The sequence below is a fragment of the Dactylosporangium sp. NPDC051087 genome (genome assembly GCF_055586325.1).
Map to the genome: position 1 here is coordinate 1 of NZ_JBVJIJ010000032.1, position 15,557 is coordinate 15,557.

Consider the following 15,557-nt stretch of genomic DNA (forward strand, 5'->3'; position numbering starts at 1 on the left):
AAGGTGCTCCGTGAGGGCCAGGCCGTCGAGTTTGAGGCCGGCAAGAACGACCGCGGTCCCCAGGCGCTGCGCGTGCGCGGCACCGCCGAGCAGGCCGCTGGCGGTGCCGTGGGCCTGCTCGGCACGGTCAACTGGTACGAGCCGACCAAGGGGTACGGGTTCGCATCGCCAGACGGCGGCGGCCCCGACATCTTCGTGCACAGCTCGGCCATCGTGACCGGCGGCGTGGTCAGCGACGGGCAGCGGGTGGCCTTCGTCGTCGTCGACGGCGAGCGCGGCCCGCAGGCCGCGCACGTGATCCCGCTCGGTCCTGGGGCCGGCCTGTCCGCCACGGCAGGCGGTGCCGACGGGGCGGACGGAACCGTCTCCTGGTACGACGAGGACAAGCGCTTCGGCTTCATCGCCCCCGACTCCGGCGCCGGGGACGTCTTCGTCCACGCCCGGTCCCTGGCCGAGGGCCTCACCTGGCTGACAGAGGGCGACCGCGTGGCGTACGAGGTGGTCAGCAGCGACAAGGGCCCGCAGGCCCGCGACGTGCAGCTGATCCGAGGGGCCGAGCCCGCGCCGCCACCGCGACGCCCGGCACCGGCCGGACCGCCACCCGCCAGGAGTACGCCGCCGTCACGGGGCATGCCCGCACGCGCGGGCCACGGCGTCGTCGCACGTTACGACGGCGACCGCGGGTTCGGGTTCATCACCCCGGACGCCGGAGGCGACGACCTGTTCGTCCACGTATCCGTGGTCGCCGGGTCGGAACCGCTGCAGCAGGGCGACCCGGTCCGGTACACCGTGCGTCAGAGCGACCGGGGCCCGCAGGCCGACCGCGTGGAGCGCCTCTAACACCTCTGAACACATGCTCATCTGCCGCGGCGAGCGTCTCGATCTCTGTCATGGCGATGCGAACGCGGACGTCCTCGGCGTTGACGTACATGCGTTCCGCCGTCCGCCCGATGTCCAGCACCCGGACAAACGCGGCCTCGTGATCGATCGCCCGGAACGTGTAGACCGACACGCTGGGCATGAAGTAGCTGGCGTCCTCCGTGTAGAGGGCGAACCGCACTGTTGCGCTGAACCACACTGACTGCAGCTCGCTGGACCCGTCCACCTGACGATCATCATCGTGTACCGCGCCGAAGACCACCTGAATTTGGCGTCCGGATCTAGCCGCTGACCGGGCGCGTGGTGTCCGCGCCTGTGTCTACAGCGCGTATTTCCCGGCGGCAGCGGTCCGGGGTTGGTGCTCGTCAGAGTTCCCCAGCAGCGGGCCTCCTCGCACGGCGTGGACGGGACGGCGCCAGCCGACGACATCAGGCCCTGTGGCTGCATACGTGGCGCCATCGTCGGGTACGCTCGTGGCTCGCACCGACGACCGCCATATGTTCTGCCGGGCGCTCCGGATACGATCGTCGGCTATGGCGGTACCAGCGACCTACGTGACGGTGCGCGACGGCAAGGTCTCCGTCACTTATAACCGTGTGGGCGGGTACGAGATCCTTGAGATCAGTGTGCTCGGCCCGGATGTGGTCGGCCGGTTTCTTGAGGCGTGGCAGCAGCTCGATCCGTGGGATGAGTGGACCGACGACGCCGATAGCGACGGCGGCCTGCTGGTCGATTTCGATCAGCAGGTGCTGATGATGTTCAGCACCCAGCGGGGGGCGGCGCTGAGGGCGGCATACCTGGACGCGGTGACTCGCACGTGGCCGGGCTGGCAGGTGCGCTGGGCCTACGACGGTATCGCCGATCTGGTCGACCACGTGGGCGGAGACGTCTCGCAGGTTCGCCGCAAGCGCCCCGAACCGAAGGACCTCTACTGGCACGACGGCACCGGGCCGATGGACCTGCGCTACGTCGTCACCATCGGTGAGACGCAAGCGTATGGCCTGGCCTGGAACGCAGTCGACCCGTGGGAGGTGGGTGCCGGGCTGCAGGAGCAGCTGCGTCCAGGCGACCGGATCACCGTCGCCGCGACCATGCCCGAGGCGGGCATGCACCTCGACCCGGTCAGTCTCACCGCCGGCGTGTGGAGTGCGGTGCGACCGCTGCGCGGGCTCTCCGAATCCTGGCCACGGTTGTGGCCAGACTGGACGTTGCTCCGTTGGGATGACCGGGGCGGCGAGCAACTCCAGCGGTGCGCCGGCTCGGTCGCGTTTCCGCTGTCAGAACCGCTCGGCCGAGGACAATTCGCCAAGAGCGTGATGAAGACCTGGTCGTTCTTCGTCGCCGAGGACTTCAGCAAGAACTGCCGTAAGGCGTTCCTCCTCAAGAAAATCGTCGAGCTGCAACGCGAGAACGGTTGGTTCTACGCGCGAGAGCAGACCGGCATCACCCGCCGCGAACTGTCCGCGGCGTTGGAGGCGATCACCGGTAGGCACTGGCCCGCCCCTCGATGGCCGAAGTTCGACGAGCCATATCATCGCCGATGACCCACCGTCGCAGGCAGAACCGGCCCGGAAAGCGTCGCTGAAAGGCGTGACCGATCTGCCGATGAACGGGCACCAGATCGAGTTGGAACTCGAGGCGCGAAGCCGGTGCATGCGTGGCACGCGCCGCCACCGACGCCTCTGCACAACGTGGAGAGAAGATCGGATCCAGCACACCGACTTTCCTCCACATTATTCCGATGAGGACCGGTCGCTACGACCACTACCAACATCCGTAGCCGCAGACCGGGCGCTACCCCTGAGTCCTTGCGAGCACGGCGGCGGCCATGATGCGCAACTGCTGAAGGTAGTACGACTCCTCCGCATCGGTGAACACCGCGATAACCGTGTCGAGGTCCTCCACGCAGGTCGCGAGGACTCGCGACCTTTCCGGGTCGAGGTGACCACCGTTGCCCAGCCACGTACTGACGCAGCCGGCGGTAAAGGAGTCGAGTAGAACCACATCGATGTCACCGACTTCGGCGCCCCGCAGCAGAGGGGGAAACCAGCGGTCAAGATTGGCCTGCCACATCTGGGCGACGTGCGGTTCGGGTGCCCTCACCGGCACAATCTACCGGCGGGCCGCGGTAAGCGTCGCGGACAGACATTCGCAGCTGCCACACGCTGCCCTGAACCCTGAGACGATGTCGCAAACGCACAGGTACACATGAAGATCACGTGCACGGATCTGCCGCGATCCAAGCGCGGCGCAGCGATGCTGCAGCGGCACGACTGTCAGCGGCCGATCGCCGTGACCGCGGACCCGGGCCCCACACCGGCGATCCAGGATGAGAAGACCGGCCAGCACAACTACGGCGCCACCGGCCTGGCACGCCACCCAGCACGTGTGATCGGCGTGTGATCGACCGCTATCGTACGGACGGACATTCGACAGCACGCAACGGCCTTCAGTCGCGTGGCTCGCATCATCAATCAGCATAAAAATGGCTCAAACGGGACTCAAACCAGTGGTCGGCATGGTCCGAATCAAGCTCTTAATCTGCGGGTTGTAGGTTCAAATCCTACGCGGCGTACAGCACCGAAAATGGCATGTACGCCTGGGAACCGTGTGCCGCCATCGCCATCGCCCGTGCGGCGGCGGGTCAGGCCAGCAGGGTGCGGGCGGCGGCCAGGATGTCGGCCTCGCCGAGCAGGACCTGATCTGCGGCCGGGCCCAGCGGGACGTAGCTGTCGACGCTGTTGACCCGGGCCATCCGGCCCGCGAAGCCAGCGTCGACCAGAGCCGCGACGACCGCCTCGGACACGCCGCCGCTCGCGCGGGTCTCGTCGACGACGAGGACCCGGTCCACGCCGGCGAGCGCGGCGTCCAGCGCCGCAGCCGGCAGCGGCGCGAGCCACTGCAGGTCCACCACGCGCGTCTCGACGCCCTCGCCGGCCAGGACGCCGGCCACGCGCAGGCTCATCGGCACGCCGTTGCCGAACGTGACCACCGCCAGGTCGGCGCCGGCGCGGACGGTCCGCACCGCGCCCAGCGGTGCCTCGGCCCAGTCCTGCGGGGCCGCATATGGGGCGAGCCAGCCGCCGTCGCCCTCGGTGTGCAGGTCGCGGGTGTGGTACAGGGCGATCGGCTCCAGCAGCACGCACACCCGCCCTTCCGCCTCGGCCAGGGCGAGGCACTGGCGCAGCAGGGCGGGTGCGGTGGCGGGGTGCGACGCGACGGCGAACGCGAGACCCGGGATGTCGCGCAGCACGGCGACCGAGTTGTCGTTGTGGAAGTGGCCGCCGAAGCCCTTCTGGTACGCCAGGCCGGCGATGCGCACGACCATGCCGTTCTGGTACTGGCCGGCGGAGAAGAACCGCAGCGACGCGGCCTCGCCACGCAGCTGGTCCTCGGCGTTGTGCAGGTACGCGAGGTACTGGATCTCGGGGATGGGCAGGGCGCCGGCCAGCGCGCCGCCGAGCGCCAGTCCGAGGATCGACTGCTCGTCCAGCAGCGTGTCGAAGACCCGGCCGGCGCCGAACGCCTTGCGCAGCCCGCGGGTGGCGCCGTAGACGCCGCCCTTGCGGGCCACGTCCTCGCCGAAGACCTGGGCGCCCGGGTGGGTCAGCAGGGCGTCGTGCAGGGCGGCGTTGATCGACTGGGCGAGGGTGAGCGGCCCGCGTTCCTCCGGCAGCTTCCCGCCGAAGGCCGGTGCGCGGCCGGTGCCGGCGCGGGTGGCGGCGGCGGTGACGGCGGCGGGGCGGCGGGCGGTCAGCGGTGCGGTGACGGCGTCCGGGGACGCGAGCCGTTCGACCGCGCCGACCAGCTGCCGGGCCTCGTCCATGACGAGCTTGCGGGCGTGCTCGTAGCCGGCGAGGCTCTCGCCCGGGCTCTGGATGCCGCGGCGGGCCAGTGCCGCGGCGGTGGCGAGGATCGGGTCGCGGGCGTAGTCGGCGAGGATCTCCGAGCGGCCGCGGTAGGCCAGTTCGGCGTCGGAGCCGGCGTGGCCCATGAACCGTACGGTGCCCAGGTGCAGCACGACCGGCCGGCGTTCGGTGCGGACCCGCCGCGCGGCGTCGGCGGCGGCGGCCAGCAGGTGGGCGGGGTCGGTGCCGTCGGCGTGGACGTAGTCGATGCCGGGCAGCGACGACAGGGCGCGCCGGACCCAGCCGTGCGGTGAGCGGGTGCTGATGCCGATGCCGTTGTCCTCGCAGACGAGCAGCAGCGGCAGCGGCAGGCCCTGGTGGGCGCTGTAGCCGGCGGCGTTGAGCGCGCCGGCGGCGGTGGAGTGGTTCAGGGAGGCGTCGCCGAAGCTGCAGACGACGACGGCGTCGGCGGGATACACCTGGCCGGTGCCGGTGCTGCGGCCGAGGTTGAAGGCCAGGCCCATCGCGCGCGGCAGGTGCGAGGCGATCGTCGAGGTCTGCGGGATGATGTTGAGGGCGCGGTGGCCGAACACCTTGTGCCGGCCGCCGGAGATCGGGTCGTGCCGGGACGCCGCCGCCGAGTGCAGCACGTCGCTGATCGGGGTGGCGCCGGGCACCTGGCCGGCGCGGGCCGCGTAGAACCCGCCGGAGCGGTAGTGCAGCAGCGCCGGGTCGCTCGGGCGCAGGGCGAGGGCGACGGCGGCGTTGCTCTCGTGGCCGCTGGAGCCGATCGTGTAGAAGCCTTCCTTCTGGGCCTGCAGCCAGCGCAGCGCGAGGTCCAGGTGACGGGCCTGGACCTGGGCCTCCCAGTACTCCAGCAGGACCGAGCGGTCGACCTCGGTGACGTCAGAAGTGCCGGTGGGCGCTCCGGACGACCATTCGGTGAGCCGGCGGACGACGTGCTCGTCGATGGATTCCACGACGGAGGGCTCCAGTTCAGCGGTTGGTGCGGCCGCGCAGCCGCGGGTCGAGGACGTCGCGGAGGGTGTCGCCGAGCAGGTTGAACCCGAGCACCGCGATCATGATGCAGACGCCCGGCACGACCGACGGCCAGATCGACAGCTCCATGAAGGCCTTGCCGTTGGCCAGCATCGAGCCCCAGGACGGCGCCGGCGGCTGGACGCCGAGGCCGAGGTAGCCCAGCGACGCCTCGATGAGGATGGCGTAGGCGATGCTCGTGGTGAACTGCACGGCGATCGGCGCGATCGAGTTGGGCAGCACGTACTTGAAGATGAGGCGGGCGTTGCTGAGCCCGGCGGCCTGCCCGGACTCGACGAACGGCTCGCGGCGCACCGACATCGCCGTGCCCCGCACGATCCGGGCGAAGCTGGGGATGAACACCAACACCAGGGCGAGGATCAGGTTCTCGGTGCCGGGTCCGCGGGCGGCCACGACGGCGAGGGCGAGCAGCAGGGTCGGGAAGGCGAACATGATGTCGGTGACCGGGGTGATGATCGCGTCGAGGATCCCCCGGTAGAAGCCGGCGAGCAGGCCGAGCAGGACGCCGATGACGGCGGCGCAGCCGACCACCACGAGGCCCACGGCGAGTGAGGTGCGTGCGCCGTAGAGGGCCCGGCTGAGCAGGTCGCGGCCGGCCTCGTCGGCGCCGAGCAGGAAGGTCCCGCCGGGCGTGGCGAGCCGCTGGTTGGACATCGCGGTCGGGTCGTAGGGCGCGATGACCGGGGCGAGGGCCGCTGCCGCGGCCATGAGCAGCACGAGGGTGAGCCCTACGGCGCCGATCTTGTCGCGGGTGAGCTGCCGCAGCAGCGCGCCGCCGCGCCCGCCGACCGTGCGCAGCCGGCCGAGCCGCCGCGCCTGTACCTCCGTGACGGTGTCGACTTCAGTGACCACTGCGCAGCCTCGGATCCAGGTAGGTGTAGACGAGGTCGACCAGGTAGTTGACCAGGACGTAGAAGAACGCGAGGAAGAGCAGGGTGCCCTGGACGACCGGGTAGTCGCGCTGGCTGATCCCGCGGATGACCATCGTGCCCAGACCGGGCCAGGCGAAGACCTGCTCGACGATGACGGTGCCGCCGAGCAGCGCGCCGAGCTCGATGCCGAGCACGGTCACGACCGGGATGAGCGAGTTGCGCAGGGCATGGCGGACCAGGATGACGCGCTCGGCCAGGCCCTTGGCGCGGGCGGTGCGCACGTAGTCCTGGTTGAGCACCTCCAGCATGCTGGAGCGGGTCATCCGCATGTTGATGGCGGCGAGGCTGGCACCCAGGGTGACGGCGGGGAGCACCAGGTATTTCAGGTTGTCGAGCAGCCCGCCGCCCTCGCTGGCGCCCTGGGAGGGCAGCCAGCCGAGGGAGACGGAGAAGACGTAGACGAGCAGGATGCCCAGCCAGAAGTTGGGCACCGACAGGCCGATGAGCGACGCCACGCGGGCGAAGGCGTCGAGCGGGCCGTTGCGGCGGGTGGCGCTGAGGATCCCCATGGGGATCGACAGCAGGATGGCGACGAGCAGCGCGGAGACGGCCAGCAGCAGCGTGGACGGGAGTCGCTGCAGGATCTCGTCGAGCACCGGCTGGCCGGTGCGCATGGAGGTGCCGAGGTCACCGCGCAGCAGGTCGCCGAACCAGGTGAAGAACTGTTCGTGCACGGGCATGTCGAGCCCGAAGTAGCGGCGCATCTCCGCTTCGACCTCGGGGTCACCGAAGTCCTGTCCCATGATGGAGCTGATCACGTCACCCGGGATCATGCGGATGACCAGGAACGAGATGACCGAGATCCCGAGCAGGACGGGGATGACCGTCAGCGAGCGGATCAGCGTGATGCGCAGCATGGTGGGCTCTCCTACCGGTCAGTGCTCGTAGCCGGATAACCCGGGTTCGGCGCCCTCGTCCCAGCCGGGCTCCAGCTCGTCGTCGGCGCCGGCGAGGTCACGCGCCCATTCGTGGGCTCGCTTGGCGACCCGCAGCACCATCACCGACCGGCTCTCCATGACGCCCTCCAGGTGGCCCAGGCGCTCGGTCCAGAACCGGCGCATGGTGTTGGTGGAGGCGAAGTAGCCGACGGCGATGATGTCGAACTGGCCCGTCACGTGGTAGACGTAGGCCATCTCGGGCATGCCGGCGAGCTTGTCGATGAGCTGCTCGGTGGCGCCTGGGGCGCTCTGGATCTCGAAGAGCGTGTGCACCGGGCGGCCCATGAAGGGTGCGCTGGGGATCGCGGAGAACTGCAGCTTGCCTTCGGCGAGCAGGCGGTCGATCCGGCGCCGCACCGAACCCTCGGAGAGCCCGACCTTGGCCGCCAGTGCGACGTTGGTCTGTCTCGGGTCCTGCACGAGCTCCCGGATGATGGCGCGATCCTTCACGATCGAGCTCTTGGATGTCATCGGGCTCCAACTCTCAATCGACGTAATTCGTCGCTCGCCGGAGCCTAGACGACGAAGATCGCCTGTGCAACACTCCCGGTTGACGAATGGCGACGTTCGAGCACCAAATTTTGGGGAGTTTCGATGGCCTTGTTGGAGGTGCGCGAACTGCGCACGGAATTCCGCGCGGCGCGGGGCTCGGTGACCGCCGTCGACGGCGTCTCGTTCACCGTCGACGCGGGTGAGATGGTCGCGCTCGTGGGCGAGTCCGGCTGCGGCAAGTCGGCGACCGCGCAGTCCGTCATGGGCCTGATCGTGCCGCCGGCCGGGCAGGTCACCGGCGGTCAGGTGCTCTTCGAGGCCCGGGACCTGCTCACCCTGAGCCGCCGCGAGCTGCGGGCCGTGCGCGGCAAGGGCATCGCGATGATCTTCCAGGATCCGATGACCTCGCTGAACCCGGTGCTCACCATCGGCAAGCAGATCACCGAGACCCTGCAGGCGCACCTCGGGCTGAGCCGCCGGGCCGCCCGGACCCGGGCCGTCGAGCTGCTGGAGATGGTGCGCATCCCGGCCGCGCAGAGCCGCCTCGGCGCCTACCCGCACCAGCTCTCCGGCGGCATGCGGCAACGCGTCATGATCGCGATGGCGCTGTCCTGCAACCCGCGGCTCATCCTCGCCGACGAGATCACCACCGCGCTCGACGTCACCATCCAGGCGCAGATCCTCGAGCTGCTGCGCGACCTGGCCCGCGAGACCGCCACCGCCGTCCTGTTCATCACCCACGACCTCGGCGTCGTGGCCGGCATGGCCGAGCGGGTCAACGTCATGTACGCGGGACAGATCGTCGAGCGGGCCGAGACCGTCGACCTGTTCCACCGCCCGCAGATGCCGTACACCTGGGGCCTGCTCGGCTCGGTCCCGCGCCTCGACCTGGTCCGCGGCGGGCGGCTGCGGCCGATCGCGGGCCGCCCGCCCGAGCTGACCGCGATGCCGCCCGGCTGCCGGTTCGCACCCCGCTGCGCGCACGCCCGGGACACCTGCGCCGACGCCGTGCCCGACCTCGTCCTCACCCATCAGGTCCCGGACCGGGGCCAGCTCAACCGCTGCTGGGGCATGCGCCCCGCCGACGCGGGCGGCTGGCTGTCGGACGAGGACCGCTTCGCCGAGCAGTCCGTGGAGGCGCGATGACCAACCTGTTGGAAGTCCGGGACCTGGCCGTCGACTTCAAGGTGCCGCGCCGCGGCTCGCTGCTGCCGGCCCGGCTGCGCGCGGTGGCCGGCGTCGACCTCGACATCCGCCGCGGCGAGATCCTCGGCGTGGTCGGCGAGTCCGGCTGCGGCAAGTCCACCACCGGGCGGGCCATTCTCCAGCTGCTGCGGCCCAGCCGGGGCAGCGTCAGGTTCGACGGCACCGAGCTGACCACGCTGCCCGGCCGCCGGATGCGGGCGATGCGCCGCCGGATGCAGATGATCTTCCAGGACCCGTACGCGTCGCTGAACCCGCGCATGAGCATCGGCGAGCTCATCGAGGAGCCGCTGCTCGTGCACTCCGACCTGTCCGCGTCCGGACGGCGGGCGAAGGCGCAGGAGATCATGCGGCTGGTCGGGCTCAGCGACCGCTGGCACGACCGCTACCCGCACGAGTTCTCCGGCGGCCAGCGCCAGCGGGTCGGCATCGCGCGGGCCCTGGTCAGCGGCCCCGACTTCGTCGTCGCCGACGAGCCGGTCTCCGCCCTCGACGTGTCCGTCCAGGCGCAGATCGTCAACCTCCTCGAACAGCTGCAGGAGGAGCTGGGCCTGACGATGATGTTCATCGCACACGACCTCGCCGTGGTCCGGCACCTGTGCGACCGGATCGCGGTGATGTACCTCGGCACCGTCGTCGAGGTCGGCGGCTGCGAGGAGCTGTACCAGTCGCCGCGGCACCCCTACACGAAGGCGCTGCTGTCCGCGGTGCCGATCCCGGACCCCCTCGTCGAGACCAAGCGGCAGCGTGTCCTGCTCACCGGGGACGTGCCGAGCCCGCTCGACCCGCCCAGCGGCTGCCGCTTCCGTACCAGATGCTGGAAGGCGCAGGAGGTGTGCGCGACGACCGTGCCCGTGCTGACCGACCCGGCGGACGGACACCGGGTCGCCTGCCACTTCCCCGAGCCCGCCACCGTCGCGGCCGCGGGGGTGTGACCGTGCTGCACCGCAGTCTCGTCGGCGGCGAATGGGTCGACGGCGACCGCCGCCCGAACGTGAACCCAGCCCGGCCCGACGAGATCGTCAGCGAGTACGCCGAAGCCGGACCGGACACCGCCCGCGCCGCCGCCGAGGCCGCCCGCGCCGCCCAGCCCGGCTGGGCCCGCACGCCCGTCGCCGAGCGCATGGCGGTCCTCGACCGGATCGGCACCACGATCCTCAGCCGCGCCGAAGAACTCGCCGTGCTGCTCGCCCGCGAGGAGGGCAAGCTGCTCGCCGAGGCCCGCGGCGAGGTCGTCCGCGCCGGGCAGACCTTCCGCTACTACGCCCACCAGCTGCTGCAGCCGCAGGGCGAGGTGTACGCGTCCACAAGGGACAACGTCCACGCCGAGGTGCGCCGCCGGCCGCTCGGCGTGGTCGCGGTCATCACGCCGTGGAACTACCCGATCGCCATCCCGGCGTGGAAGGTGGCGCCGGCACTCGCCTACGGCAACGCGGTCGTGCTCAAGCCGGCCGAGCTGGTGCCCGCCTCGGCCGGCGAGCTGGCCGGGATCATCGCCGGGTCGGGTCTGCCGCCGGGCGTGTTCAACCTGGTCCTCGGGGCCGGTCGGACCGCCGGCGAGGCGCTGCTCACCGCACCCGGCGTCGACGGCGTGTCGTTCACCGGCGGCACCGGCACCGGCGCGCACGTCGCACGGCAGTGCCTCGCCCACGGCAACAAGCGCTTCCAGCTGGAGATGGGCGGCAAGAACCCGCTCGTCGTGCTCGACGACGCCGACCTCGAGGTGGCAGTGCGCTGCGCCCTGGACGGCAGCTTCTTCAGTACCGGCCAGCGCTGCACCGCGTCGAGCCGCCTCATCGTGCAGGACGGCATCCACGACCGGTTCGTGGCCGCGCTCGCCGACGCCGCCCGGGCACTGACGGTCGGCGACCCGCTCGACCCGCGCAGCCAGATCGGCCCGGTGGTCAGCCCGCAACAGCTCGCCCAGAACCTCGGCTACGTCGCGGCCGGCACCGCCGAGGGCGCGACCGTGGCCGCCGGCGGCACCAGCGACGGGCAGTTCATGCGCCCGACGCTGCTCACCGGCGCGCACAACGGCATGCGGGTGGCCCAGGAGGAGATCTTCGGCCCGGTCTCCTGCGTCATCCGGGTCGGCGACCTCGACGAGGCGATCGCGGTCGCCGCCGACACCCGCTACGGGCTCTCGGCCGGCATCGTCACCACGTCCCTCGCCGCCGCCGAACGCTTCAAGCGCGACGCGCGGGCCGGCATCGTCACGGTCAACCTGCCCACCGCCGGCACCGAGCTGCACCTACCCTTCGGCGGCACCGGCGACTCCAACCACGGCCCGCGGGAGCAGGGCGGCTACGCCCGCGACTTCTACTCGGTGCCGGTGACCTGCTACACGGGCTGGTGAGACCGCATGCCTGAGATCCTGCTGACCGAGCCGATCGCGGACGCCGGGATGCGGCTGCTGCGGGCCGCCGGCGACGTACGCGTCGCCGGCGTCACCGACCCCGCCGCCCTGGCCGCCGGCCCGCTCGCCACCGCAGACGCCCTCGTCGTGCGCTCCTCCCCCGTCACCGCCGCGATGCTCGAGGCCGCGCCGCGGCTGCGGGTCGTCGGCCGGCACGGCGCCGGCCTCGACGGCATCGACCTCGCCGCGGCGCAGCGCCTTGGCATCCCGGTGGTCAGCACGCCCGGCGCCAACGCCGAGTCGGTCGCCGAGTTCGTCGTCCTCGCCGCGCTGACCCTCGCCCGGCAGCTGCCGCAGGCCGTCGCCACCCTCGCCGGCGGCGGCTTCCCGGCCGGCCGGTCGCTGCCGTCGCAGGTCGTCGCCGCCGGACTGACCGGCACCATGCTCACCGGCCGGACACTGGGGCTGGTCGGGCTCGGCGCGATCGGCCGCGGTGTGGCCGCCCGCGCGCTGGGCCTGGGAATGACGGTCCTCGCGTTCGACGTCGCCGCGGTGGTACCACCGCAGGGCGTCCGCCTGGTGCCGCTGGACGAGCTGCTGCGCTCGGCCGACGTGGTGAGCCTGCACGTGCCGCAGACCCCGCAGACCACCGGCCTGATCGGCGCCGCCGCGCTGGCGTCCATGCGGCCCGGCGCGTTGCTGGTCAACACCGCCCGCGCCGGTGTCGTCGACCACGCCGCCGTCCTCGCCGCGCTCGACGCCGACCGGCTGCACGGCTACGCCGTCGACGTGTTCGCCCCGGAACCGCCCCCGCCCGGCGACCCGCTGCTGCACCACCCGCGGGTCCTGGCCACGCCGCACATGGCGGCGATGACCTCCGACGCGCTCGACGCGATGGCCGTCGCCGTCGCCCGGGGCGTCCTCGACGAACTCGCGAAAGGACGATCGCTGTGACCCCGCCCGCGACCCTGCCCGTGCTGGACTACTTCGGCGTCGACGGCCGCATCGACGACGAGAGCCGCGCCCTGCGCGAGGCCGTGCGCACCTACGTCGGCCGGCGGATCCGGCCGCACATCGCCGGCTGGTACGAGGAAGGCAGCATCCCGGTCCGCGACCTCGCCCGGGAACTCGGCGACCTCGGCGTGCTCGGCATGCACCTGCGGGGCTACGGCTGCGCGGGCACCTCCGCCCTCGCCTACGGGCTGGCCTGCTTCGAGCTGGAGGCGGCCGACTCGGGCCTGCGCTCGCTGGTCTCCGTGCAGGGCTCCCTGGCGATGTACGCCATCCACCGCTACGGCTCGGAGACCCAGCGCGAGCAGTGGCTGCCGGCCATGGCGAGCGGCACGGCGATCGGCTGTTTCGGGCTGACTGAGCCCGACTTCGGCTCCGACCCGTCGGGCATGCGCACCCGCGCCCGCCGCGACGGCTCCGACTGGATCCTCGACGGCACCAAGATGTGGATCACCAACGGCTCGGTCGCCGACGTCGCCGTCGTCTGGGCCCGCACCGACGACGGTGTCCGCGGCTTCCTGGTGCCCGCCGGCACACCCGGCTTCGCGGCCCCGGAGATCACCCGCAAGCTCTCCCTGCGCGCCTCCGTCACCGCCGAGCTGGTCCTCGACGGGGTACGGCTGCCCGCCGACGCGATGCTGCCCGGCGCGACCGGCTTGTCGGCCCCGCTGTCCTGCCTCAACGAGGCCCGCTTCGGCATCGTCTTCGGCGCCCTCGGCGCGGCGCACGACTGCCTGTCCACGACCATCGCGTACGCCGGCAGCCGCGAGATCTTCGACCGGCCCCTCGCCGCCTATCAGGCGACCCAGCTGAAACTCGCCGACATGACCCTGGAGCTCGGCAAGGGCTTCCTGCTCGCGCTGCAACTGGCGGCGCTGAAGGACGCCGGCACCCTGGACCACCGCCAGATCAGCCTGGGCAAGCTCAACAGCACCCGGGAGGCGATCGCCATCGCCCGCGAGTGCCGCACCATCCTCGGCGCCGCCGGCATCACCCTGGACTACCCGGTACTGCGCCACGCGTCGAACCTCGAGTCCGTCCTGACCTACGAAGGCACCTCGGAGGTCCACCAGCTGATCATCGGCCAAACCGTGACCGGCCACGCCGCCTTCCGCTGACAGCGACACCCGGCTCCAGGATGCCGGTCGGGTCAGGTACGGGCGCTCCGGGCGGGCGCCTCCAGCGTGCCCGCCAACGCCCGCGTCGTGATCATTCGGGGAACTCGAGGCGCAGCATCGTCCAGGACACCGGCGGCAGCTCGACCCGCACACCGTCCGGGTCTCGCGTCGCCGACGGGTTGCCGCGCGGCAGGACGGTCGTCGCGTCGTCCGCCGTCGCCGACCACGTGTGGTCGGGACTGGACAGGGTCAGCGCCTCGACGACCCGCGGCGCGGGGAGGCCGCGCAGTTCGACGGTCAGGCCGACGGGCCCGGTCGTCGACCGGTTCACGGCGAACAGCACCAGCCCGCCCGGGTCCGGCTCGTACGTGGCGACGGCGTCGACGACCGGCACCGCACCGAATCGGGCCGTGTCGTGGACCGGCGCGTCGATCGCGACGCGCAGCACCTCTCCGGCGGCGTGCCGGGCGGTCAGCGCGAACGGATGGAACGTCGTCTGCCGCCAGGACGGCCCGCCCGGCTCGGTCATGATCGGCGCGATGACGTTGACCAGCTGGGCCAGCGACGCCGCGTGGACCCGGTCGGTGTGCCGCAGCAACGAGATCAGCAGATTGCCGACCACGACGGCGTCGGCGACGTTGTAACGGTCCTCCAGCAGCACGGGGGCGACCGGCCAGTCGTCGCCGGACGGCGGGCGGGACTCGGCGCGCTTGGCGTACCAGACGTTCCACTCGTCGAACGACAGGTGGATGCGCTTGCCCGTCTTCCGGGCGGCCCGGACGGCGTCCGCGGTGGCCACGACCGACTCGATGAAGTGGTCCATGTCCACCGCCGAGGCGAGGAACGACGCGAGGTCGCCGTCCTCCTCGCAGTAGTAGGCGTGCGCCGAGATCAGGTCGACGACGTCGTAGGTCTCGCCGAGGACGACGCGCTCCCACTCCCCGAACGTGGGCATGCCCGGCCCGGACGACCCGCACGCCACCAGCTCCAGGTCCGGCTGGAGCTGCCGCATCGCCCGCGCCGTCCCGGCGGCGAGCCGCCCGTACTCGTGCGCCGTCTTGTGCCCGAGCTGCCACGGGCCGTCCATCTCGTTACCGAGGCACCACATCCGGATGCCGTGCGGCTGCTCGGCGCCGTTGGCCCGCCGCCGGTCCGACCAGGCCGTGCCACCCCGCACGTTGCAGTACTCCAGCAGGTCCAGCGCCTCCTGGATGCCCCGGGTGCCGAGGTTGACCGCCATCATCGGCTCGACGCCGGTCTTGCGCGCCCAGCGGACGAACTCGTCGACGCCGACGGTGTTCGGCTCGGTCGAGTGCCAGGCGAGGTCGAGCCGCGCCGGCCGGTCCATCCGCGGGCCGACGCCGTCCTCCCAGCGGTACCCGGACACGAAGTTCCCGCCCGGGTACCGCACCGTGCTGACACCCAGCTCCCGGACCAGGTCGACGACGTCACCCCGGAACCCGTCCACGTCGGCGGTCGGGTGTCCGGGGTCGTGCAGCCCGGTGTAGACGCACCGGCCGAGGTGCTCGACGAACGAGCCGAACGTACGCCGGCGAACCGGCCCGGCGACGAACGCCGGATCGACCGTGACCCTCGCAAGCTGCATGCGTCCTCCTGGACCGACGTGTCCACGGCGGCCGACGACACCGGCGTCGTGGGCTCAGCGCACATCCCATCAACAACGGCCGGCGGTGACCAGCACCAGATCGCACCGGTCGCGT

General features: G+C 71.6%; 13 protein-coding genes and 2 pseudogenes. 9 read left to right on the forward strand and 6 right to left on the reverse strand.

The window, feature by feature from the left end; translation table 11 throughout:
- Nucleotides 1-114 precede the first annotated feature (114 nt).
- From ACZ6TV_RS44090 to ACZ6TV_RS44105, 4 genes and pseudogenes are all read left to right on the forward strand, one after another.
- Nucleotides 115-306 (forward strand): annotated as a pseudogene (locus ACZ6TV_RS44090) (cold-shock protein); the annotation flags it as partial.
- A gap of 60 nt (nucleotides 307-366) precedes the next feature.
- Nucleotides 367-531, forward strand: a pseudogene (locus ACZ6TV_RS44095) (cold-shock protein); the annotation flags it as partial.
- 99 nt (nucleotides 532-630) lie between these two features.
- Nucleotides 631-840: a cold-shock protein gene (locus ACZ6TV_RS44100; RefSeq protein WP_465305760.1), complete on the forward strand. Its 210-nt coding sequence runs from the start codon at nucleotides 631-633 to the stop codon at nucleotides 838-840.
- A gap of 572 nt (nucleotides 841-1,412) precedes the next feature.
- Nucleotides 1,413-2,423 (forward strand): hypothetical protein, encoded by a 1,011-nt coding sequence (locus ACZ6TV_RS44105; RefSeq protein ID WP_465305571.1) that lies wholly within the window; start codon nucleotides 1,413-1,415, stop codon nucleotides 2,421-2,423.
- Nucleotides 2,424-2,673: 250 nt separating this feature from the next.
- Here the strand turns inward: ACZ6TV_RS44105 and ACZ6TV_RS44110 are convergent, their stop codons facing one another.
- The 5 genes from ACZ6TV_RS44110 to ACZ6TV_RS44130 all read right to left on the reverse strand — a co-directional run bounded on the left by ACZ6TV_RS44110 (nucleotide 2,674) and on the right by ACZ6TV_RS44130 (nucleotide 8,127).
- Nucleotides 2,674-2,982: a hypothetical protein gene (locus tag ACZ6TV_RS44110; protein WP_465305573.1), complete on the reverse strand. Its 309-nt coding sequence runs from the start codon at nucleotides 2,980-2,982 to the stop codon at nucleotides 2,674-2,676.
- 541 nt (nucleotides 2,983-3,523) lie between these two features.
- Nucleotides 3,524-5,707: a thiamine pyrophosphate-dependent enzyme gene (locus ACZ6TV_RS44115; RefSeq protein WP_465305575.1), complete on the reverse strand. Its 2,184-nt coding sequence runs from the start codon at nucleotides 5,705-5,707 to the stop codon at nucleotides 3,524-3,526.
- Nucleotides 5,708-5,723: 16 nt separating this feature from the next.
- A complete protein-coding gene (locus ACZ6TV_RS44120) occupies nucleotides 5,724-6,638 on the reverse strand; it encodes an ABC transporter permease (RefSeq protein ID WP_344512982.1) in 915 nt (304 codons plus the stop codon).
- The gene (nikB, locus tag ACZ6TV_RS44125) at nucleotides 6,628-7,575 is read right to left on the reverse strand and encodes a nickel ABC transporter permease (protein WP_344512984.1); all 948 of its coding nucleotides are present in this window, start codon (nucleotides 7,573-7,575) and stop codon (nucleotides 6,628-6,630) included. Before nikB ends, ACZ6TV_RS44120 begins: the two co-directional genes overlap by 11 nt.
- Nucleotides 7,576-7,593: 18 nt before the next feature.
- Nucleotides 7,594-8,127 (reverse strand): Lrp/AsnC family transcriptional regulator, encoded by a 534-nt coding sequence (locus ACZ6TV_RS44130; protein WP_344512985.1) that lies wholly within the window; start codon nucleotides 8,125-8,127, stop codon nucleotides 7,594-7,596.
- A gap of 123 nt (nucleotides 8,128-8,250) precedes the next feature.
- On the opposite strand from ACZ6TV_RS44130, the gene ACZ6TV_RS44135 reads away from it, so the two are divergent.
- Genes ACZ6TV_RS44135 through ACZ6TV_RS44155 form a run of 5 tightly spaced genes read left to right on the forward strand, consistent with a single transcriptional unit; the run spans nucleotide 8,251 to nucleotide 13,836 of the window.
- On the forward strand, nucleotides 8,251-9,294 hold the full coding sequence (locus ACZ6TV_RS44135; RefSeq protein WP_465305578.1) for an ABC transporter ATP-binding protein: 1,044 nt from the start codon (nucleotides 8,251-8,253) through the stop codon (nucleotides 9,292-9,294).
- On the forward strand, nucleotides 9,291-10,286 hold the full coding sequence (locus ACZ6TV_RS44140; RefSeq protein WP_465305580.1) for an ABC transporter ATP-binding protein: 996 nt from the start codon (nucleotides 9,291-9,293) through the stop codon (nucleotides 10,284-10,286). Before ACZ6TV_RS44135 ends, ACZ6TV_RS44140 begins: the two co-directional genes overlap by 4 nt.
- Nucleotides 10,287-10,288: 2 nt before the next feature.
- The gene (locus ACZ6TV_RS44145) at nucleotides 10,289-11,707 is read left to right on the forward strand and encodes an aldehyde dehydrogenase family protein (RefSeq protein ID WP_465305582.1); all 1,419 of its coding nucleotides are present in this window, start codon (nucleotides 10,289-10,291) and stop codon (nucleotides 11,705-11,707) included.
- A 6-nt stretch (nucleotides 11,708-11,713) separates the two neighbouring features.
- On the forward strand, nucleotides 11,714-12,661 hold the full coding sequence (locus tag ACZ6TV_RS44150; protein ID WP_465305584.1) for an NAD(P)-dependent oxidoreductase: 948 nt from the start codon (nucleotides 11,714-11,716) through the stop codon (nucleotides 12,659-12,661).
- 14 nt (nucleotides 12,662-12,675) lie between these two features.
- The gene (locus ACZ6TV_RS44155) at nucleotides 12,676-13,836 is read left to right on the forward strand and encodes an acyl-CoA dehydrogenase family protein (RefSeq protein WP_465305762.1); all 1,161 of its coding nucleotides are present in this window, start codon (nucleotides 12,676-12,678) and stop codon (nucleotides 13,834-13,836) included.
- Between the two features lie 91 nt (nucleotides 13,837-13,927).
- Here the strand turns inward: ACZ6TV_RS44155 and arfA are convergent, their stop codons facing one another.
- Entirely contained in the window at nucleotides 13,928-15,442 is a 1,515-nt protein-coding gene (gene arfA, locus ACZ6TV_RS44160) for an arabinosylfuranosidase ArfA (protein ID WP_465305586.1), read from the reverse strand.
- Nucleotides 15,443-15,557 lie beyond the last annotated feature (115 nt).